This window comes from Clostridium sp. (assembly GCF_036569345.1).
In the GTDB taxonomy this organism is placed as follows: Bacteria; Bacillota; Clostridia; order Clostridiales; family Clostridiaceae; genus Clostridium_AD.
In genome coordinates this window covers 1-22,258 of sequence record NZ_DATCQT010000058.1, presented here as the reverse complement: position 1 = coordinate 22,258, position 22,258 = coordinate 1, and the positions used below count along the sequence as shown (strand labels likewise).

At 30.0% G+C, this 22,258-nt stretch carries 21 protein-coding genes and 1 pseudogene; 10 read left to right on the top strand and 12 right to left on the bottom strand.

Annotated features, from left to right (window positions below; all coding sequences use genetic code 11):
* Nucleotides 1-334 (bottom strand): annotated as a pseudogene (locus VIM70_RS06055) (hypothetical protein); the annotation flags it as partial.
* Nucleotides 335-648: 314 nt separating this feature from the next.
* Here VIM70_RS06055 and VIM70_RS06050 point away from each other — a divergent pair.
* Nucleotides 649-1,161, top strand: coding sequence for a hypothetical protein (locus VIM70_RS06050; RefSeq protein WP_331944840.1), 513 nt, complete (start codon nucleotides 649-651; stop codon nucleotides 1,159-1,161).
* Nucleotides 1,162-1,384: 223 nt separating this feature from the next.
* On the opposite strand, the gene VIM70_RS06045 is transcribed toward VIM70_RS06050, so the two are convergent.
* Both VIM70_RS06045 and VIM70_RS06040 read right to left on the bottom strand, forming a co-directional pair.
* Entirely contained in the window at nucleotides 1,385-1,963 is a 579-nt protein-coding gene (locus VIM70_RS06045; protein WP_331944839.1) for a hypothetical protein, read from the bottom strand.
* Between the two features lie 210 nt (nucleotides 1,964-2,173).
* The gene (locus VIM70_RS06040) at nucleotides 2,174-2,905 is read right to left on the bottom strand and encodes an immunoglobulin-like domain-containing protein (protein ID WP_331944838.1); all 732 of its coding nucleotides are present in this window, start codon (nucleotides 2,903-2,905) and stop codon (nucleotides 2,174-2,176) included.
* A 635-nt stretch (nucleotides 2,906-3,540) separates the two neighbouring features.
* On the opposite strand from VIM70_RS06040, the gene VIM70_RS06035 reads away from it, so the two are divergent.
* The 5 genes from VIM70_RS06035 (at nucleotide 3,541) to VIM70_RS06015 (ending at nucleotide 9,710) form a co-directional block, all read left to right on the top strand.
* The gene (locus VIM70_RS06035; protein ID WP_331944837.1) at nucleotides 3,541-5,184 is read left to right on the top strand and encodes a Cache 3/Cache 2 fusion domain-containing protein; all 1,644 of its coding nucleotides are present in this window, start codon (nucleotides 3,541-3,543) and stop codon (nucleotides 5,182-5,184) included.
* Between the two features lie 29 nt (nucleotides 5,185-5,213).
* Entirely contained in the window at nucleotides 5,214-6,581 is a 1,368-nt protein-coding gene (locus VIM70_RS06030) for a sigma-54 interaction domain-containing protein (RefSeq protein ID WP_331944836.1), read from the top strand.
* Between the two features lie 301 nt (nucleotides 6,582-6,882).
* Complete coding sequence (locus VIM70_RS06025; protein WP_331944835.1) at nucleotides 6,883-7,599, top strand: CoA transferase subunit A; 717 nt, start codon at nucleotides 6,883-6,885, stop codon at nucleotides 7,597-7,599.
* Nucleotides 7,600-7,613: 14 nt separating this feature from the next.
* Nucleotides 7,614-8,267 carry a 3-oxoacid CoA-transferase subunit B gene (locus tag VIM70_RS06020; protein ID WP_331944834.1) on the top strand — a complete coding sequence of 218 codons (654 nt, stop codon included), beginning with the start codon at nucleotides 7,614-7,616 and terminating at the stop codon, nucleotides 8,265-8,267.
* A gap of 171 nt (nucleotides 8,268-8,438) precedes the next feature.
* Nucleotides 8,439-9,710, top strand: coding sequence for a hypothetical protein (locus VIM70_RS06015; RefSeq protein ID WP_331944833.1), 1,272 nt, complete (start codon nucleotides 8,439-8,441; stop codon nucleotides 9,708-9,710).
* Nucleotides 9,711-9,903: 193 nt separating this feature from the next.
* Here the strand turns inward: VIM70_RS06015 and VIM70_RS06010 are convergent, their stop codons facing one another.
* The 4 genes from VIM70_RS06010 to VIM70_RS05995 form a co-directional block, all read right to left on the bottom strand.
* On the bottom strand, nucleotides 9,904-10,470 hold the full coding sequence (locus VIM70_RS06010; RefSeq protein WP_331944832.1) for a TetR/AcrR family transcriptional regulator: 567 nt from the start codon (nucleotides 10,468-10,470) through the stop codon (nucleotides 9,904-9,906).
* Nucleotides 10,471-10,558: 88 nt separating this feature from the next.
* A complete protein-coding gene (locus VIM70_RS06005) occupies nucleotides 10,559-12,889 on the bottom strand; it encodes a YhgE/Pip domain-containing protein (RefSeq protein WP_331944831.1) in 2,331 nt (776 codons plus the stop codon).
* Nucleotides 12,890-13,111: 222 nt separating this feature from the next.
* Complete coding sequence (locus tag VIM70_RS06000; RefSeq protein WP_331944830.1) at nucleotides 13,112-14,131, bottom strand: AI-2E family transporter; 1,020 nt, start codon at nucleotides 14,129-14,131, stop codon at nucleotides 13,112-13,114.
* A gap of 12 nt (nucleotides 14,132-14,143) precedes the next feature.
* The gene (locus tag VIM70_RS05995; protein ID WP_331944829.1) at nucleotides 14,144-15,502 is read right to left on the bottom strand and encodes an MATE family efflux transporter; all 1,359 of its coding nucleotides are present in this window, start codon (nucleotides 15,500-15,502) and stop codon (nucleotides 14,144-14,146) included.
* A 265-nt stretch (nucleotides 15,503-15,767) separates the two neighbouring features.
* On the opposite strand from VIM70_RS05995, the gene VIM70_RS05990 reads away from it, so the two are divergent.
* Nucleotides 15,768-15,890, top strand: coding sequence for a hypothetical protein (locus tag VIM70_RS05990; RefSeq protein WP_331944828.1), 123 nt, complete (start codon nucleotides 15,768-15,770; stop codon nucleotides 15,888-15,890).
* Nucleotides 15,891-15,925: 35 nt separating this feature from the next.
* Here the strand turns inward: VIM70_RS05990 and VIM70_RS05985 are convergent, their stop codons facing one another.
* The 5 genes from VIM70_RS05985 to VIM70_RS23410 form a co-directional block, all read right to left on the bottom strand.
* Complete coding sequence (locus tag VIM70_RS05985; protein WP_331944827.1) at nucleotides 15,926-16,900, bottom strand: NrtA/SsuA/CpmA family ABC transporter substrate-binding protein; 975 nt, start codon at nucleotides 16,898-16,900, stop codon at nucleotides 15,926-15,928.
* The gene (locus VIM70_RS05980) at nucleotides 16,887-17,648 is read right to left on the bottom strand and encodes an ABC transporter ATP-binding protein (protein ID WP_331944826.1); all 762 of its coding nucleotides are present in this window, start codon (nucleotides 17,646-17,648) and stop codon (nucleotides 16,887-16,889) included. Before VIM70_RS05980 ends, VIM70_RS05985 begins: the two co-directional genes overlap by 14 nt.
* Entirely contained in the window at nucleotides 17,608-18,399 is a 792-nt protein-coding gene (locus VIM70_RS05975) for an ABC transporter permease (protein ID WP_331944825.1), read from the bottom strand. The genes VIM70_RS05980 and VIM70_RS05975 overlap by 41 nt, the downstream gene beginning before the upstream one ends.
* 339 nt (nucleotides 18,400-18,738) lie before the next feature.
* On the bottom strand, nucleotides 18,739-18,960 hold the full coding sequence (locus tag VIM70_RS05970; RefSeq protein WP_331944824.1) for a hypothetical protein: 222 nt from the start codon (nucleotides 18,958-18,960) through the stop codon (nucleotides 18,739-18,741).
* A 124-nt stretch (nucleotides 18,961-19,084) separates the two neighbouring features.
* Complete coding sequence (locus tag VIM70_RS23410) at nucleotides 19,085-19,195, bottom strand: DUF6440 family protein (RefSeq protein WP_414648672.1); 111 nt, start codon at nucleotides 19,193-19,195, stop codon at nucleotides 19,085-19,087.
* 291 nt (nucleotides 19,196-19,486) lie between these two features.
* On the opposite strand from VIM70_RS23410, the gene VIM70_RS05965 reads away from it, so the two are divergent.
* The 3 genes from VIM70_RS05965 (at nucleotide 19,487) to VIM70_RS05955 (ending at nucleotide 21,832) form a co-directional block, all read left to right on the top strand.
* On the top strand, nucleotides 19,487-20,536 hold the full coding sequence (locus VIM70_RS05965; protein ID WP_331944841.1) for a DUF3810 domain-containing protein: 1,050 nt from the start codon (nucleotides 19,487-19,489) through the stop codon (nucleotides 20,534-20,536).
* 293 nt (nucleotides 20,537-20,829) lie between these two features.
* On the top strand, nucleotides 20,830-20,982 hold the full coding sequence (locus VIM70_RS05960; RefSeq protein ID WP_331944823.1) for a lmo0937 family membrane protein: 153 nt from the start codon (nucleotides 20,830-20,832) through the stop codon (nucleotides 20,980-20,982).
* 67 nt (nucleotides 20,983-21,049) lie between these two features.
* Nucleotides 21,050-21,832, top strand: coding sequence for a PRC-barrel domain-containing protein (locus tag VIM70_RS05955; protein WP_331944822.1), 783 nt, complete (start codon nucleotides 21,050-21,052; stop codon nucleotides 21,830-21,832).
* The last annotated feature ends 426 nt before the right edge of the window (nucleotides 21,833-22,258 follow it).

Sequence of the window (22,258 nt, the reverse complement as noted above, 5' to 3'; positions counted from 1 at the left end):
TATTAATACTGATATCTATTACATCATTATTAGATACTATTTTACCATCAAGCTTGTCAATAAATTCAGAAAATGGAAGGTATAATCTATTTTTTTCAATATAAATTGGTAATATTAAGTTAAGTGACTTTGCCTCAAAGTTGATTTTAATACTTTCTTTTGGCAATTTTAAATCTGGTATATTACTAAATTTATGAATACTAGTTATTAGAATTTTTTTTTGATTTTCAGCTTTTTTAGTAGTACCAGTAATTTCATTAGTTTTACAGCTTGTTGAAATAATAACACAAATCAAAATTATAATTAGTATAAAATTTTTTTTTGATTTTACCATTAAATTTCCCCTTTTTAAAAAAATTTATAAACTAATTAAGGGACTTTTTGTTTCTCTATAATTAAATTTATTTTTCAATATAGTATGTGTAAAAATTTTTTTTATATTTATTGCTATAATATAAATTTCATCAGACTCATGCTAAGTAACCAATATTAATATAGATATATGAATTATACATAATGTAACACTCCTTTATTTTCAACATATTATGTAGGAGGTCTAAGTACGTAAAATAAAGTAATTAATAATTATGTTAGTCTACTCTATTTTATTTCTTATGCCAAACTTTTATAATAAAGGAGCATTTATAAATGAAAACAGACGATAACCGTGACAAATTGAGGTCGATAAAATCTTTTCTTATTTTTAACATGTTACAACAACCATCTTGTTTTATAAATATTAATAAAACAGGAAAAAAAAGTTCAATAAATATCAAACAAGTAATTAGTGAAAATGATTCAGAATCTATGATTCCAATCTGTGATAAATTAACTATGTCAAAATTTCTTGTCCTTTTAAAACTCTTACAACAACCATATCGTAATGAAAATATTAATAAAACATCTGAAAACAACCCAATGAATATTAAAAATGAAAATAAAGCAACCCCAAATAAGTTAAGTTTGATTAAGAATTCAATAAATAAATCAAATTCAAAATTTATGTTTTTTGTTAAAAAAGTAACTTTTAAAAACAATTCACAAACTATAAATAAAAAAGGTGCAATTAATGAAAGTGAAAATAGCGATTACTTTGAAAACTTAATAACGCCACCCATTATAATAGAAGAAAAAGATATAACAGATATTCCTATTGAATAATATTAGCTTAAAATTTTTTCATATTACTAAGTGAGTTACTTATAGATCTTTAATTAGTAAGAAGAAACTGTTCCCAGTTTCTTCTATGGAGAGGACTCCGTTACATAAATTGGTAACGTAGTGGACAATTTATGTTTGCTATATTAGGTGGCTGACGCGACCCCATTCAATAAATGGATTAATGGAGTGAATCTGTTTTTTGGTTACTACTATATTAAGATCTTCATTTTTTTATACAAGCACTTTTCAAGGAATTAAGTTCATATTTTGTTATAACACAACCGTCAATATCAATATAAGAGCCTGGATAATAAAAAGCAGTTTTTATAGTTTCTTTATTACCTTGAACAATTATAGGTTCTAACTCGTCTACTTCAAATTTGGTGGAGTTTATTTGATGCATAGCTTCATAATATTCACTAAGAGAATTTAAGTATTCTTCTTTATTATGTAATACAGTTTCTTTTAATTTCTCTATTTTGAAAGAGTTTACAAAATTGTCTACTTGTTTTTTTATCTCAGAATTTTTTAACGGTAATTGTCCTATATCCATGAGCTCTACTTGTGTCATAGCTTTATTAATTTCACATTTCAGGTCCCCTACTTGAACGTTTTGAGTCACTAAGGCCTCAAATATATTATTGTCAAAATGAAGCTTATATTTCTCTTCTAAAATTTTTGATTTTTCTAATTTTCTTTGATAGTCTAGCTTAAGCTTTTCTAATAAATCTTTTTTACTTTGCATTTCATCCATTCTTTGTTGCTTATATTCTTTTAGTTCTGTTATAAACTTAATTTCCATAATTTTCTCCTTTTCTATTTATAAGTTTTATGTTGTATTTAGATTATTAGGGCTATTATTAATCGATTACGTTTTTTTACTACAATTTCCTCTTTCATAAGTAATTTTTTTAGCCTGTGATAAATTAAAACACTATTGTGATGCACATTAAGAAGAATGTGTAATACTTTAATAACATTTATATTCCGAATTATCATTAATACAAATCTTTTAATCAATATTAAAATCGCAACTGATATTGTCTTTTTTCTTGTCTTTAGTGGAAATAACTTTATTTATTCGGTATTTTCCTGTGTTAAATGTAAAATCAGATGGACTTAAAAGTATACTACTTTCATATTTTCCTTTTGGTTTTAATAAAATCATTTCCGCAGTAAATGAAGAGTCTTTCTTAAACGGGATATCGAACCACTTTCCATCCTTATCTTTTTGGAGAACATAATATTCTCCAAGAGTTACAAGAGTATCCCCATTATTTATTATTCTAAATTTGATAGATTTAATAGTAGATTTATAATTTACATTTTCAGTAGACATTTGTACTTGTAGATTATTTTGTTTTATGTTTTGTGAATATTTAATCCAAAATAATTTTTCGTCTTCACTTTTGTTACCCTGTAGGTACATATTATTTATATTACTAAGGTCATTATTTAAAGTGATATTGAATTTCCCACCCTGATGAAATGAACTTCCAAGACTATATCTTAACTTTAAATACAATGAGTCACCTTTGATTTTATAACTATATCCAGCATATGATAAAGCACTATTACTTGTCGACCCAGTGATTTGTAGAGTTTTATTATCTTTAGTGATATTATCAACAAAAATTCCATACGTATCAATCCCTGTGCCAATGGCTAAATACATTGTGCTACTAATTAGAATAACTGAAATTAAAATTATTATTACTAAAGAAATCTTTTTAAATTTACTCATTATAGTCCAGCCCCCCTTCATCCACATTATTTACAAATATGAAACATCTTGTTTTTATAACTATACCATATATTGTAATAACATATAAAGAAATAATTTTTTTGACATTATGCAATATCGTACGATAATAAAAATAAGGAAAACAAGGCAAATGAACACCATATATTCCTACTTTTAAATAAAAAAATATATCTTCTAAAATGTGTTTTACAACGTATTTATTATTTTTTTTTTTAATCTTGCTTTTAATAGAAATATGAAGATTACGAATAAAACTTTTAGATTTATCGAATTCATATCACCTCTATTTCAGTATTATTGTAAGGTTCATTAAACTCTACTATATAAATTAGACATCTAAAATAACTAATTGGTTTTAAATTATATGTATTTTTTATCGCCATATTCAATGTTTATTCAGCCACTGAACAAATCGAATAAATCCTTTTCTAATAAAAAGGTTTACTTCATACAGAAAAATTGCAAGTGATATCGTTTACGAAGCAAATCTATACAATTTCATTAATAAATAAACAATTATGGGAAAATTTGATTTATATATGCGAAATCAGTTATAATAATAAATATTAAGAAGAATTTACTAAAGATATAATGTCAAAAGGAGGAGAAAAGTTATGCGTCAAACTATAAGACTACGTTTATTTAAATGGTTTATTGTTGTATCTGTAATACCATTATTAGTAATAGGGGGAGTCAGTTATTATTTTATTTCTAAAGAAATATCGAAACAGACTGAGGAGAAAATAACGAGTATAAATACTGGAATTAAAAACATGGTAGATACTCAACAGAAGGTAACCTCCCTTTGGCTTGAAAGTTCAGCATCTTCATTTAGTTATAAGTTAGAAACGTTAGGGAAAAGTAGATTTGACTATAATAATATGTTATATATTGCGGGGCATCGTATTCCGACTTGGTACTTAGGAAAGCAAAAGTTAACTAATGATTATAGCTTAGTAGACCAAACCCTTGAGAAAGAAAATTTAGAAACTACGATTTTTATGCTAGATAAAAATGAATTTGTAAGGGTAAGTACAAGTGTAAGACAGCCGGACGGAGCAAGGATAATGGGTACCTTGATAAATTCTGGGCTAGTATATAATAAGTTAATAAGGGGACAGCAGTACATTGGACGCGCTAGTGTTGAAGGTATATGGCATGCTACTATTTATAGACCTATATTAAATAATTCTGGGGAAATTATAGGAGCATTTGTACTTGGAAGAAGAGAACAAGAATATGAAATGATTAGTGCAATAAAAAGAATATCTATTGGAGAGTCTGGATATGTATATGTATTTGATTCTAATACAAATGCTATAATTCATCCATATTTGAATGGACAAGCTATGAAGAATTATCCATGGGTAAAAGAAATTATAAAAAACAAGGAAGGAACCATAGAATATACATTTAATGGTAAAAATAAGATTGCAACCTACACATACTACGAGCCCTGGGATTGGTACATAGTCACAGGAGGCAATAAATCAGAAATTTTCAGCACTAGCAAAAAACTATATAATTTAATTCTAGTAGCATTAATTATTGTAACTATTTTATCACTTTTTATATCTTATTTATTGTCAAAATCTTTCTCTAGACCTATTAAAAAGCTTATGGGAGTTATGGAGGAAATCCAAGATGGAGATCTTTCGCAAAAATTGATTTATGTTAATAATGATGAGTTTGGAACACTAAATAGAACCTTTAATACTATGTTAAGTAATATTTCTATTTTGATAGGCAAGATACTATATAACGCTATTAATCTAAAGGAAGCTTCTAATAGGTTAAAATCAGACATTAGTAAATCTAAGGATGCTTTAAAAGGAATTGAAAATGGGCTGGATAGTATTGATAAATCTAGAATATATGTTACAGAAAAAACGGATAATGCTTACAAAACCTATGAAGAAAGAGAGTACTTTGATGATTTTGTGCAAATAATAAATGGTTTGAGAATGGAAATTGAAGAAGTAATAGTGGATAAAAAGTACGAAAATTTAGAAAATATTAAGCTAGAACTTAATGATTTGGAAGATGCGATATTAAATTTAAACAAATGCAATGATGAAAATGAAACTCTCTCAGTAGAAGGCACTTCTTTTGAGAATAGAGTAGATAATTTAAAAATAGAAGTTGAGAAGTTGAATATGTTATTGGATAATATATCCTCATCGGGTAATATGTTAGATCAAATCGCTCTAGATTTGGATAACCATATTAATATTTTCAAAATACAAGATAAAAGATAAAGGAAGTATGAATCAAGGAGATGATTACTTTGAAGATAAACCAAATAATGAATAAGAGCTTTCATACCTGTTTTCTTGATGATACTATTGGGCAAATTGTAAACACAATTAGAGATAACGGAATAAATTTTATTATAGTTACAGATAAGAATGATAGATATAAGGGAATAGTAGAATTCCAGGATATACTACCCTATTTATCAAACTATGAAATGGAAAGTGAAGAAACAATTTTAAAGATAGCAAAAGGAATTAAATCCATTGGAGAAGATGAAGATGCTTTTGAAGTAAAAATGATAGAAATCCAAACTAATATAATTCCGGTTATAGATAGTGAAGATAAGGCTGTGGGCTATATAAATCTGTATTCTTTAATAAAAAATATAGACAAGTTAACTTTAAGCAACGAGAAGAATTATTTAACTAATAAAAGTAACAGTAAATATTCTACTAAATACTCTATTAATGATTTTATAGGAGAGAGTAAACCAGCACTGCTGCTAAAAAAACAAATTTTAGCAGCAGCAAAGACTAAAGCAACAATATTAATTATGGGAGAAACCGGAACAGGTAAAGAATTAGTAGCTCATGCTATTACAAGTCTTAGTAAAAGACGACATCAACCCTTTGTTCGTATAAATTGTGCGGCTATACCAGATAATCTTTTAGAATCAGAACTATTTGGGTATGAAGAAGGTTCTTTTACTGGTGCTCTTAAAGGTGGAAGCTCTGGTAAGTTTTTTCAAGCCAATAATGGAACTATATTTTTAGATGAAATAGGAGATATGCCTCTTAATTTGCAAGCTAAAATATTAAGAGTACTTCAAGAAAAGGAAATTGAAAGAATAGGTGGATCTAATCCAATACCAATAGATGTGAGGATAATTTCAGCTACTCATGCGGATTTGCCGAGAATGGTAAGTGAAAACAAATTTAGAAAAGACCTTTTTTATAGGTTACATGTTATTCCTATTAAAGTTCCACCATTAAGAGATAGAAAAGAAGATATACATATGTTAGTAGAACATTTTATAGATAAATTATCAAGAGAATCAGAATTAGACAAACCTCACGTTGAGAAGAGTTTTATGAAACTATTAATAGAATATGATTGGCCAGGGAATGTGAGGGAATTGGTAAATGTGTTAGAAATGGCTATTAGTTTTTCTGATGGAGTTATAACAAAGGAGTTAATTCAAGATTACATAGATACTAATATAGAACAGGATAAAATGGAAAACGATATGACAGAACTAAGGGCAAACACTGACAATATAGAAAGGGAAAAGATAGTAGAAACTATAGACAAGCACAAAGGGAACAAAATAAAAGCAGCAAAAGAACTGGGTATATCAAGAAGTAATTTGTACTACAAAATGAAAAAATATAACATATAGCCCACACTTTATTTTAAAGTGTGGGCTATTTTAATTTGTAGATATGTTTGTATACGTTCCCAAAATCAACACATTTTTCCTAAAATTAGAACAGTTTCTAACTTTATATGTTTGCAAGTATTTTATACAAAACTCTCTAGATAGTATGCTTGCGCGCTACATAATAAAGCTGGCATATAAATTGCTTATAATAGTATTATCAGAATTAAATTTCTTAAGAAGGGAGGATAGATCTCAAGAATATAAATTTTGCTTATTACTAAATAGTATATTATAAAAACTTTTGGAGGTGTACAGAAAAATGGCAAAGATTAATACAGTACAAGAAGCAGTAGAAAATATTAAAGATGGTATGAAAATTATGACCGCAGGTTTTTTAGGTGTAGGTGCTCCGCTAAAGATCATAGATGCATTAGCAGAGACTGGTGTTAAGGATCTTACACTTATTCAAGCTGTATCAGCTCATCCAGGAGAAACTCACGATATTGGTAAGCTTGTAGCAAATAAACAAATAAAAAAATTCGTAGGTGCACATATTGGAACTTGCCCTGAAATCCAAGAACAATACAATGCAGGTACATTAGAAGTTGAATTTATACCTATGGGAACTGTAGTAGAATGCATAAGAGCTGGTGGAGCTGGACTTGGTGCAGTGGTAACACCTACAGGAGTGGGAACTGTTCTTGAAGAAGGTAGAGAAAAAATGGTGATAGACGGGAAAGAATATTTGGTTTATCCACCAATAAAAGCTGATGTTGCCATAATCAAAGGTTATAAAGCGGACAAACTTGGAAATATTCAATATAGAGGTACAACTAAAGGAACAAATACAATTATGGCACTTGCTGCTGATTTAGTTATAGCTGAAGTGGATGAAATTGTTGAAGCAGGTGAAATCGCACCTGATAGTGTTGGAACACCGGGTATATTAGTAGACATAATAGTTAAAGGTGATTCTTTAGAAGCTAGAGGAAAATATTTTGAAGATTTATGGATAAGAACTAAAAAAATGAAATAGGGAGGGTTAATAAGATGGAAGGTAGAGAAATAATTGCAAGAAGAATCGCAAAAGAATTTAAAGATGGAATGGTTGCTAATTTAGGATTCGGAATACCTAATATGGCTGCAAACTATTTGCCAGCTGGAGTGAAAGTAACACTTCAAGCAGAAAATGGAGCTTTGAATTTTGGACCAACTCCTAAAATAGGAGAATCTGATCCGGATTTAGGAAACTCTGGTGGATCCCCTATTACTTTATTGCCAGGTGCATCAACATTTGATATGGATCTTTCCTTTGCAATAATAAGAGGAGGACATGTTGACATAACTGCCTTAGGTGCTTTAGAGTGTGACCAAGAAGGAAATATTGCTAACTGGATGATACCAGGAGTCTTTGCACCAGGTATGGGAGGTGCTATGGATCTTTTAGTAGGAGCAAAATGTGTAATAGCCGCTTTAAGTCATAATGATAAAAAAGGTAATTCAAAGGTGCTAAAGAAATGTGCATTACCTTTATCCGCTACAAAATGTGTTGACATTATAATTACAGATAAAGCGGTTATGAGTGTTACAGATAAGGGCTTAGTATTAATCGAAGTGGCACCAGGTTTAACTGTTGATGAAGTAATAAAGTGCACTGATGCTGATTTAATAATAGCTCCTGATGTTAAGGAAATGGAAATATAATATGCTTATATATAAAATGAAGTTTAATAATAAATGTATATCATGTCTATAGATGTTATACATATTCCATAAACCAGACTGCTCTAGAAAATTTGAAAGGTAGTCTGGTTTAAAGAATAAAAAGGAGATGTAATAGAAGAATTTATGGAATAGATGAAGGGAGATTATTATATGGAATTTAATATAGAAAGACGATTCAAGAATCCACTGGTTAGCGGAGGAATTGCAGTAGTTATAACTTTTTTAATTGCTTGTATAGGATGGCCTATCTGGGGACTTATTGTAAAAGGTATTATAAGTAATTTGGCTAATGTAGGATTAGCACAAGTAGATGCAACAGCATCAAGCCAATATATTAAAGATGTTACAGAAGGAACTTTCTTCTGGATGTCTATCAATTCATGGGTATGGCTTACTCTTTTATTTGGTAACTATGGTAAATATGCAAAGGGTAAAAAGCAACCTATTGCTGGGCTAAGATATGCTGCTATAGCATTCTCACTTGGTGCACTAGCTATGCTTGTTATGATAGGTTTTTTAGGAATATGGTGGAAGCCATTTAACTTAGCTACTATGTTCATGCCTCAGACTGGGTCGCAAGTTTTACTTGCTACAGAAGGATGGGCTGCAGCTAACTTCTATGCAGTGCCTGTACTTATTTGTCAGATTCCAATTGTATCAATATTCGGGAAATGGCCTTTTGCAGGTAGAATAGATGCTCCTTGGGATGGATTTGGTGTTATGATGACAACAACAGTTATTGCAATACTTGTATGGATGGCAATGGTTATTCCTAGTTTCTTAAAATTTCAATTAGGTGGAGAAGCTGCAAGTATTACCCCTATGGGATCTTGGCCATCTGTATTAGCCTTCTGCCAAATTTTTATATTTCTCTTTTTATTCCCTGGAATAGGTGGAGAGCAGTATCCTTATAAATTATTTACAGAAAGGCAACCATGGAAAGGTTTAATTGGTATCTCTATTTCTTGGGTAGGAGCATTAGCAATTAGAGGTATTTTGAGAGTAGTTCTTAAACCTTTAGATCTTCTTAACGGACAACCTGTAGATCTTGTAATTGCTTCATTGGTTTTATCTATTATCACTACAGCACTTTTATGGCACCACCAATTTTTCGATTATCCTGGAGAAGATAAGATTAAAAGTTCAGGAGCAAGATTTTTAATAAGACTTGCAATTGTAGTAGTGATTGGAACTATCATGGGATTAATATGGATGAAGGTTTATAAAATGCTTCCATATGGAGGTAACGATATGGGACTCGGTTATGCTACATTGGGCGTAATCGCTGGACAATTTATATTTATGATGCCATATCTATATCTGAACACTTTCTTTGACAAATGGCCATTAATCAAACAAGTTAAAACGGAATTAAAAATCCCCTCAAACACCAGTATTAGGGAACATAAAACCACAATCTGATTTTAGCTCAAAATCCTTCACATTCCAAATGGGTGGCAATGCCACCCATTCATTTTTTTTGTCTAATATCTTTATTATTCATGGTATAAACTATCATCGAATCAAACTCATATCGTGGGAGTATTTATAAATGAAAACAGACGATAACCGTTACAAATTAAGGTCGATAAAATCTTTTTTTATTATTTTACTGTTATTGTATTCCTATCCCATTTAACATATAATCCAGCATGCTTTCAACTACATCATCCATGTCTTCATCACTGTTTGAAATCTCATAAATCGAAGATGAACATAGGTTTCCAATAAAAGAATATGCCATTAGTCTGGATTTCCCTCTTTTTAGATTATTTGACCTTACGGCATCATCAATTAAACCTTCAATGTCATTTATATAACTTTCAATTTTATTCCTTAGCTCAAATTGTCTTAGTTCCTTTCCCCAAAGCTGACTTGCAATAACTTTAAAAAAATCTTTATTCCTATGTACAAGTATTAGTTGAACTTTAAATACAGATTTTAATCTACCTAGTGCTGTATCTGAATTATTGGATACTTCACTGATTTTATCCTGTATTAACTTCATACCTTCAGATATTATGTAATTAAATATCTCTTCTTTACTCTTAAAATGATAATACAACGTACCTTTAGCTACCCCCGCACTTATCGCTATTTCATCCATAGTTGCACCATCATAACCATTGCTTGAAAAAACTTTCACTGCTGATAAAAAAATAGAATTTTTAGTTTTATTCATAACTTCACCTCATCAACTAATACAATGCTATCTTAGTTAAGTATGATAGCATTGTGTTAGAATAATTTTTATAACTTTAAATATTATTTTATGCAACTGAGCTTTCTAAAGCTTTATCTATGTGTTTATTTATTTTTTCACCTTTGTTTACGAATACTAAAGCTATAGTTAGTGATACTAAAGCAAACACTAAAAGTATTCCTAAATCTTTTACTAGTAAACCTCTGTTAATATTTTGAGCAAATAATAACTCTCTTGTTGCTTGTACAGAATAGGTAAATGGTAATAGATGGCTTATGCTCTGAAAGAATTTAGGCAAAGTTTCCAATGGAAATGTTCCACCGTCAGAACATAATTGTAACACTAGAAGCACTATTGCTATACCTTCTCCTACGAGTCCAAGTAAACTTACTAGTGCATAAAGTATAGCATCAAAAGAAAGAGCCATAACTATTAATAAACCGAAAAACATTACTGGGTGTGTTGGACTAATTCCAATAGATAAAGTTACAAAACCTAGTAGTACTGCTTGCACTATACCTATTAGACTGTAATGAATATATTTGCCTAAAGCGAACTCAAATCTGTTCAATTCTTTATAATTATCTCTTTTAACCTTTAGTATAAGCATCATAAGTACAGCACCTAACCATAATGAAATTGGTAAAAAGTATGGGGCCAGTCCTGTACCATAATTATTTATCTTATCAATATCAGTTTCAGATATTTTTACAGGATCACCAATAAAAATTCCAAGATCTTTACTTGATGATTTCACATTATTATTAATTTTATTGATTCCATTTGTTATACCAGTTTTTAAATCATTATCTCCATTATTTAAAGTTGTTAAAGCATTGCCAAGTTTGTTTGATCCGTCTGCAAGTTGCTTCGAGCCAGAGGCTAAAGCGGGCAATTTATTGTTAAGCTCATCTAACCCATTATTTAATATGGACGAACCATTGTATAATTGACTAGATGCACTAGTAAGCGTTGGCATTTTAGTTTTTAAAGTTCCAAGTCCAGTAGAAATCTTATTAGAACCTTGTGATAATGCATTTAATCCTATAGCCAATTTATCTGTTCCAGCAGTGTATTGATTTACTCCAGTTGTATATGGCTTAAGTGCTGTTACATTAAATTCATTTAGTCCAGAATTAAAAGCTGATACTGCAGAACTCGAATTACTAGTATTCAACTGATCGGATAAATCTTTAGTACCCTGAACTAGTCCATTTGTTCCAGCTTTCAATTGGTTAATCGAAGCAGTATTTTCATCACTAGAAGGACTAGCAGAAATCTTTTTCATATCTGCTAAATACTTTTGCATATTGGGATCATTAGCTGCTGATTTATTTGCAATCAAATATGCTTGTAAATCATTTTGTGCAGCAATGATTGCCTTTTGACCATCTGTTGTACTTTGAACCAATTGAGTAACTCCTTCATTAACTTTTGTTGCAACACCATTTAAGGTATCAGCACCGTTTTTTAATTTTGAAGTCATCTGACCATAACCTGGAAGTATCGTATTGTTGTATGCATTATTTATACCAGTACTAGCATCTGTTAAGCCTTTTGATTCTGACGAAAGTGTGGCTGCACCATTATCTGCAGCAGCTAAACTTTCATTTAAGGTATTCGCACCTAAGGAAAGCTGGTCTACTGCATTAGCTATTGTAGGAACCTGTGAATTCAATTTACCTAAACCATTATTAAGTGCAAATGATCCATTTGCAAGAGCAATTGTCCCGCTTTCTAACTTAGGTACTTGATTATTAAGATCCTTTAAACTAGATGATATTTTAGTATTACCATTTAGAATATCATTTGTTCCATTAATAATCTTATCTGTACCACTTGCAGCATCTTTTAGACCATCTCTTGATTGATAAATTGAATCAAATGCAGACTCTCCATATTTCGAAGAAATAGTTTGCTTAATTTGAACTAGGATTTCATCTTTAATATTGGCTGAAATTTTAGTAGCAATATAATTTTCCTTGTTGTTCGATACATATTTTATTGTAGGCGTTAATACTTTACCATTTTTTGCATCGGCAATTTTTTCTGAAAAATCCTTTGGTATTTCAATTAAAGCAAAGTATTTGTTATCGTTAATTCCAGCATTAGCAACTTTACTACTTACAAACTGAAAACCTATATTTGTTTTATCTCTAAGCTTCTTAATAGTATCATTACCATAATTAACCTTTTGATTGTTTAATGTTGAACCAGCATCATTATTTACAACTGCAACATGGAAATCTTTCAAATTTCCATATGGATTCCAATAGGCTTTTAAATAACTGAAGCTATATAATAGGGGAATAAGTATAACGGCTAAAAGTGCAACTATTTTAATTTTATTTTTCCAAAATGACGTTGATTCTGTTTTTAAAATATTAAATAAATTCATTTATGACCTCCAATGTTGTTATGCTGACTAGTCAGTACAAGAATTATATAATATTTTTAGATAAAATACAACTTTTTTATATTTTAAAGCTCAATAAAGAAATATTCCTAATAGATGACTATATAAATCAACAAAATCATCAATTAACTTCGTTGCGCATCATCCTAAAGTTAGAAGGTGTTTCTCCATCTAATAACATTGATTTCCTGTTTAATCTATATTCTAAGATTTTTCTCCCAAATTCACTCCAATTAAATCTAATACAAATATAACCATTGGTATACCCAGTATAAGACCCCAAGTTCCCATAAAGTTTTCTGATATTATTAATGTTGTAAAAGTAAAAAATATTGGAAGATGGGTCGTATCAGACATAAGCTTTGGATTTAAAACATAACTTTCAACAGCATGAATTACAAAAATCATAATAACAACAAAAACTACTTTAATTAATCCGCCTATTTTGAAAGCAATTAAACATAAGGGAATTAAAGAAAAAAACACTCCGACTATAGGTACAAGACTTAAAATAAATATCATAAATGCAAGAGCAAACAATGCAGGAAAACCCATTATTGTAAGTCCTATAATTGATAATATTGTATTTGCAATGGCTATCATTATTTGTGCTCGTATTACTTTGCCAAAAGAATTTAAAAAGTTATTACCAAAACAACTTAAATAATTGTATGCTGCAGATACTTTACTACGTTTAAACTTAGATAGAAATTTTAATACACTATCTTTCTCTAATACAAATACCAAGCTTAATACAAATGCCATAATAAAATTCAAACTCCATGCTCCAAAATCTGTTATAAAAATCATAATACTTTGGATCCCCGTTTTAGCATAACTTGCTATGTTAATTTGCTGAAATATTGGTGCTAAATACTTCATATTCCCTTTCACATCTATCGCAAAATCAGTGTATTCCATTCTATTTAAAATATGTAAACTTTGAGAAATAGCAAGTGGTATATATTCAACCGCTAGTAGCACTACAGTTATTGTCATAAACAAATATATAATTATAGTAATAATAGCTGGGTTTACCTTTACAACTTTGTTTATTTGCTTAGTTAACAAACTTTGTAGACTATTTGCTAAATAAGCAATCACAAAAGTTAATAAAATTAAATTTAAAATAGATCTTATTAAATAAGTAAATAATACTAAAGTAGCTAGTAATAATATTTTCATTACTGAATCTCTCTGAAGTAATTGTTTTATTGTTTGCATTAAGATACTCCTTTATTTTTCGGTTATGCATTTTGGCTTATTCAATCCGTACAATTTTTTATGAGTTATGTAGTAAGCAATTCCTAACGGTATACAAGAACCAATCCATGCAAGAGGACTAGCCATGGATATCCCGATAAAACCTAAGTATTTTGATAAAATAATAGCAGCGAAGGTTCGCATAATTAATTCCATAACTCCCGCTAAGGTAGGAGCAAGACTCTGCCCTAATCCTTGAAGACTAAATCTGTAAATAAAAAGTAGTGCTAACACAAAATACATTGATCCATTGATATTTAAATAGGTTTGTGCAAGCGATACTACTTTTGGATGGTTATCACCTACAAAAAGTAATATCATAAAACGACCAGCTAAAATATTAAACAGACCAACAATAATACTAAAACCTACTGATATGATGCTACATTGTTTTATACCAATACGGATTCTTTCTATTTTGCCTGCACCATAGTTTTGGGCTACAAATGTGGCCATTGTAATACCAAATGACATCATAGGCTGAATCGCTAGTATATCAATTTTTTGTGCTGCAGTGTATGCAGCTACAGATACTTCACCTAAATTATTCAGTGCAAATTGAATAGTAATTGCACCGATTGCTATAATAGAAGCCTGAAATGCCATAGGACCTCCCATTCTTAAATGATCCCATATGATTTTTTTTGTTAAATGCCAATCACTCCTGTGTAGTTTTAAAATAGGCACATTTCTCATGATATGGCTAAAGCATAATATAGCAGAAATTCCTTGAGATATTGTGGTTGCCCAGGCTGCACCTGATACTCCCATATTGAATTTTAAAATGAATAGAAAATCTAAAGTTATGTTTATAATACTCGCAATAGCTAAAAATATTAGGGGTGTTCGACTGTCTCCCAAAGCTCTCATAACATTAGAAAACAAGTTAAATAACATTGACACTATAATGCCTCCGAAAATTATAATTATAAAGTTATAAGCACCTTCTATTATTTCTGGTGGTGTATGCATTATCTCTAAAATTGGTCGTGCGAATATAACGCTTATAATTGTAAGAACCATTGTGATTAATAAACTTAGCACAATACTTGCTACATAACTGTGTCTTACCCCCTGTTTATCTCCAGCTCCAAAGTGCGTAGCAGTGATTATGGAAAATCCAGCAGTTAATCCTTGTGAAAAGCCAAGTATAAGAAACATAATGCTCGCTGTGCATCCTACTGTTGCTAGAGCATTAACTCCAAGTGTACGTCCTACAATCAGAGTATCCGCTAAGCTATAAAATTGCTGAAAAATATTACCTATAAGTAATGGTAGTGTGAAAACTAAAATAATTTTAGCTGGACTACCCTTTGTTAAGTCTCGAATCATAAAACATGCCCTCCATTAATCAACTTATATAATATATACCATATTATATCATGAATATTATATTAAACCTCTAAAAAACAAACCCTAATCAATGAAACAATATTTTCAATGATTAACTAATTTACATAAGACCGAAGTTTTATTTATAGAAATAATTTTTATGGGTTTAGGAATACTATTAAAAACTTGATAATTTTTTACTTTGTTTTTTGATTATTGTGTGTATTAAATTCATTTATAAATACCAGTAAAAGGAGGTAATGATATGAGTGGCCAAGATATTTCTGCCGTTGTAATTATGTTAGTAATGCTTTTCGCAGTTGTTTTTAATGGTACTATTTTGCCTAAATTAATTGATAAGGAAAATGAAAAAGACAAGAAAAAATAAAAGACCATATGGTCTTTTATTTTATTAAGCCCTTATTATTTTAAATTAACTATTAAACTTTTTATGTCTATTGTTTTAGTTAACATACCATTTTCCTTTAAAAAATCTTGAGTTTTTGTAAGTTCAGCTATATCCTTTTGTGTTATTTTAGGATTGAAGTCGTATAGTCCGTACATGCTTTTAACTTGATTTAATGTAAGTTTTGTCTCACCAGCAGTTATTTTATAGGTCTCATCTTTATTATCCATCATAAATTGTAGGCTTTTCTCATGAACCGCTAGATATCTTTTCGCTATATCCGGATATTTCTCTAAGAATTTCCCATCTGCGGCTATTACGATAGTCGCATCTAATATTCCTTCACCAGTTGTTAATATCCGTGCTCCATTCTCCTGCGCACTTGCAACTGAAGGTCCAGCAACAAGCGCTGCATCTACTTTCCCAGATAAAAGAGCTGAGACACCATTTGGTATTGTCATATTACTAAATTGCACATCATCCGCTTTTAAATTTTCTTTTACTAGTGCTCCAAGAAGTAATTGATGAAGTATTGTCCCTTTAGGACCAACTATCTTTTTTCCTTTAAGATCCTTTATAGTTTTTATAGTAGGATCCTTTACCATTATTGTAAATGCCTTTGGAGCCCTACTATAAACGCCAATTATTTTAATGTTAACTCCATTTGCTGCTGCAAGGATAACTGATGTTGCTCCAATTGCATTACAAAATTGGAGAGAACCTGCCGCAACTGCTTCTGTCATTTTTGAACCTTCCGTTATTTCCGGATAGTTTATTTTAATATCATCTTTAGAAAATTCACTTTCAAACAATTGTTTCTTCTTTTCAATTATAGAAGGTACATTTAAAGGCGATTTAACATATGAAATGTTAATAACTTTAGGTTTTTCAACTTTAGTAGCGGTAGCCTCTTGTTTTTGTGCACAACCTGCTAGCGACGTTGAAATAATTATGGTACTTAGGATAATACTTATTCTTTTAATAAAATTCATTTTTGTCCCCCTTCAGTAATGTGTTAAGTGTAGCTAGAACTTCTTTTTTATAATAAAGAAATTCTAAGCTACCAGTATCTCTGTAATAATCAATGTCAACAGGTATTTCTTTTATTATTCTACCTGTGTCCATTACAACAATCTTTTGGCCTAAATAAATAGCTTCTTCAATGTCATGAGTTACAAATATGATTGTTTTACCACTTTTTAAAAATATATTTATCAATTCATTTTGAAGTTTTTTTCTATTAAATGCATCTAGTGCTCCTAGCGGCTCATCCATAAGTATTATTTGAGGTTCATAACATAAAGTTCTTCCAAGCGAAGTTCTTTGTGCCATTCCTCCTGATATTTGCGTTGGATAAGCTTTTCTAAAATTATAAAGACCCAACAATTTTAAATAGTAAGTTACTTTTTCATTAACATATTTTTTATCTTTGCAATTAGCAAGAGAAAAAGCCATATTTTCTTCCACAGTAAGCCATTGCATAAGTCTTGGCTCTTGAAACACTATAGCTATTTTATTGTTTTCTTTCTCTTTCAAATCAGTTAGCTTAGCAGTGCCTTCAGTAATGCTCAAAAGACCACAAAGTAATTTCAATAAAGTTGTCTTTCCACATCCACTTCTACCAACTATTGTAACAAAACTTCCACTTGTAACAGTTAAATTAATATTTTTTAAAGCGTGTACTTTTTCATTTTCAATTTTAAATGTCTTGGAAAGATTTTTTATTATTAGACCTGCCATATTTTTTTCCCTTCCCATTTTGGTTGATTAAATTTCTCGATATTTTAATAAAACAGTAATCAATAAAATACCCTAAAATTCCTATTGACAGTATTCCAACAATGACAATATCTGGCCTTGAAAGTTGCTCTGCGTCTATTATCATATATCCAATCCCTGATGATGCAGCTATAAGTTCAGCTCCCATGAGTGACCTCCAGCTGTATCCAAGCCCAAGTTGAATACCTGTCATAATTGAGGGTATTGCCTGTGGAAATATTATCTTTAGAAATAAATCTTTTTTACTAAAGTGAAATATCTCCCCAACCTCAAGAAGCTTTTTATCGTAATTTGTAACACCATTTAAGGTATTTGAAAAAACCGGAAAAAAGGTTGCTAAAAAAATAACTACAAGTTTTGATGACTCACCAATACCTAACCATAATATCAATATAGGAATCATCGCTATAGGTGGAATATGTCTCATAAATTCTAAAAATGGATTTATATAAGGCATAGCTTTTGGTTTACCTCCAAGGAATACTGCAAGCGGAAAAGCAACTGCAAAGGTTATTGTAAACCCAACAATAACTCTAAAAAAACTTACCATCAGGTTTTTTAAAAGTTGTCCAGATACTAACATCTCATAGGTCGTAGCTAAAATTGTTTTAGGAGATGGGACTATATAATTATTAACAATATGCAGCTTGTCTATAATAATCCATATCAATATAATCATTAACGGTAAAATTAATCCTTTTAATTTTCTCATATACTCCCTTTCCTTGTTGCACTAATATACAAATAAAAAAAAGCTCACCAAATGGAAAGCTTAATATCACTAAAAAAACAGTTAACGAAACGAAATCTGTTTAGCTTAATATCTTCTTTCCTTTCAGATCAGAACAAATCTTTTCTGTTAGGTATATTCTATTATATATAATCCATAATTTCAAAAAAACATGTACCACTCATATTTTACCATACTTAGATTATATCATCCAATTTTTTTAAAATTTAAATCTCTCTGTTTCAGTTTATACCACGCTGCTATTAAAACACCAATATTCATATAGTAAACTAAGCAAATTAAATGAAGTATAATTCTAATTTAATCTTTTTTATTTTTATCTGTTTTATTTTTATTTATTTTGTCTTCTAACACTCTAATTGCTCTTACTGTATGAGGAATTCCTTGTTGATGAAAGAAATCCATATAATTATTTTCTTTTGCATAACATTTTGCAGCTGATTGATATTTTTTCAATCTTCTTTTTAATGTATGTAAGTCAATTTTATCTGTTATTTTGTCCTTAATTTCTTTCCATTTCATTTTAATACTCCTTTATTAACTAATTTAAGGCTTAGGTAGATAACTTATAGCAACAGTTTTCGCATAATCAATAAGTACTGGCATACTCATTGAAGCTCTTCAATGTATAAGAGTATATCTCTTCTTATTTATCTAATAATGGTTTTCCTTCTTCATTTAAAAGTACTGACATTGTTGGACTTCCCATTCCTTCTGTATAAATTATATACTGTACCCCTGTATAACTGTCTTTAATGATTTTAATATCACCTTTATATAACTTTAATAATTATTTAACTGTTTTTGCTTATGTTAGTTCCTCCGAGGTGCTAGGAGGTAACGTCCTAAACTCAACCAAGAGTTTAGGACGTTTATAGATTAAAATAAAAAATATGTTAGTTTATAGTATTTATTGTTGGTTTTTGCGCTTTTATATATTATAATAAAATAGAGATGAAATTGTGTTAAAAATAAGGAAATCAGAGAGAAAGGTGGTATTTTTCTGAATAAATTCGCATCTAGCAAACAATTGTTTTTTATCTTGCTTATGCCCTTAGCTATTCTCCTTACTAAAATATCTAGAATATTCCCAAATTTTATAGAAACATACTATTCCACATTTTTTTATAAAACTATTGCTACTGTATTGAGTGCAGTCACAGGCTTTCTACCCTTTTCTCTTGCAGAACTTATAATTGTATGCTTTTCGATTTTTATATTATATTATGTCTCAAAAATGTTTTTTCACTTATGCAAATACAAAAATAAAAGATTAGAAATATTAAAAAACTTTGGTTTAAATATACTTGCTGTATTAGGAGTAATATATTTTTCGTTTCAGCTTCTATGGGGATTTAATTACCAAAGACTTTCATTAGATAAAATATTCGAATTAAATATACAGAAGTCATCCTCAACTGAAGTTGTTGAGCTTTGTAAAATTCTTATAAAAAATTCAAATTCTTTAAGAGAAAATTTAAATGAAGATAAAAATGGAGTAATGGAACTCCCCTATAATAAAAGATATATGCTAAAAACTGCTTATCTAGGATATGATAAAGCTTCACTAAAATATCCTAAATTAAGAGGTTACTATGGAACACCTAAGAGTATTTTACTTTCAATTCCAATGTGTTACACAGGATTTACAGGTTTTTATTTTCCTTTTACTAGCGAAGCTAACGTTAATACTGCAGTCCCTGATTCAATCTTACCCTTTGCAACTTCACATGAAATGGCTCATCAAAGAGGTTATGCCAAAGAAGATGAAGCAAATTATATTGCATATATAGCTTGTATAAATCATCCTGATATATACTTTAAGTATTCTGGAACACTTTCAGCATTAACTTATTCATTTAATGCATTAAAAGAAGATGATAGTCAAAAATTCAATGAATTGCTTTTAACCTGTAGTAGCAGTGTCATTAAGGACTTGAATTACAAAGAACGTTTTTGGCAAGGCTACTCTGGTACTATAGAAAAAATTGGTGATAAAATTAATGATACTTATCTTAAGTCTCAAAATCAAGAATCTGGAACAAAAAGTTATGGTGAAATGGTGGATTTACTTCTTGCTGAGCACAGAAAAAAATAATTATTTAAATACCGTGTTTGATTCTAAACACGGTATTTATTAATTTCATCATCAATAATAATGTCTGGAACAAATAAGGCGCCGAAAGCAAATGTATTGGGGGGTGGAAGTTACTTTTGCAATTGAGTAATATTAAAACTGCTTGAATTAATTGTCGAAAAAGGTTGAAACATGGTGGCATTAATGATACAATATAAACATAATATTCTAAGTTTTCTGTAAATTTGTATAGTAGACATAAAATTTAGGTATTAAGACCTTTTGTAAAAATTAGTTTATAAAGGAGTGATATTATGGGATTATTACGTTGGTTAGCAGGAATATTAATAATTTTCTGGTTATTGGGGCTGGTGCTTAATATTGGTGGTGGCTTGATACATATACTGATTGTCATAGCTGTTATAGTATTCATTTTTGACGTTATTGGTGGAAGAGGAAGATTATAAAAAGTGTTATTTTAAATACAATATAGAAGCTTTTAATAAAAAACTGAAAGAAGAAAGGAGAATTATTATGTTAAACAAAGTCAAAACACTAAAGGGCTACAAGTTGAACTGTATCGATGGGGAAATAGGTAAGGTCAAAGAATTCTATTTCGATGACCATCACTGGACGATCCGCTATTTGATTGCCGACACAGGAAATTGGTTAACTGGTAGACAAGTATTAATTTCACCATATGCGTTAGACGGCGTGAATAAAGAAGAACAATACGTCACTATTAATTTGACCAAAAAACAGATTGAGAACAGTCCATCCTTGGACAGCGACGAACCCATTTCACGACAATTCGAAGAAGATTACTATGGGTATTATAAATGGCCAACATATTGGAGTGGGCAAATATGGGAAACCGGTGGATTTTATCCCTGTGTTGAGAGTGGCCAATTCCAAAATAGGATGAAAGAACAGACTACAGGTCAGAAAAAATGGGATTCCCATTTACGTAGCACTAGCGAGGTGAGAGGCTATAACATTCAAGCAGCAAATGGCGAAATTGGACACGTCGAAGATTTTATCATCGATGATAAAACATTGACGATTCGTTATCTAATCATTGATACAAAGAATTGGTGGCCGGGGAAAAAAGTTCTGGTTTCACCAAAATGGATAGAACGCGTTAGTTGGGATGAATCTAAAGTATTCATCACTCTTCTTCGTGAAGACATAAAGCAGTCACCGGAATACACAGATGAAGCTCTGTTAACCCGAGATTACGAGAATGGACTGTATCAACATTATAATCAACAGGGATACTGGATCGATGAGCTGGACTCCAATGAACATTTACGCTAAAACAGGTGAGCGAGAATCTACATTTTTTTAATATAACTATATGTCAGTGTAAATGTGTATGTTGATAAAGAACTAATTAATTAAATGGCAATGGTATAAATTGTATTTACCATTGCCGTTTTTGTTTCATTGCTACAGAGACCCCTAACATGTTGTTATTAAACTTAATTGGTTATGGTGTAATATTCTATACATTAATTATAATTGTTTTCTTTTTTGTTACAGAAAAACTAACAGATAGAGAAAAAAAGGAGTGTGAATTATATGTTAGCAATAATTGGTGGAGTGGTTGTAATAATTGTAATACTTAAAATTCTCCATATTTTTTAGTTGTTATTTTATATATAATAACAAAAATAGATTCAATAGCTGTGCTGGTTACTGCCTCTTTGAAACTATTACTTAGTAGATGGTATACTTCTCACA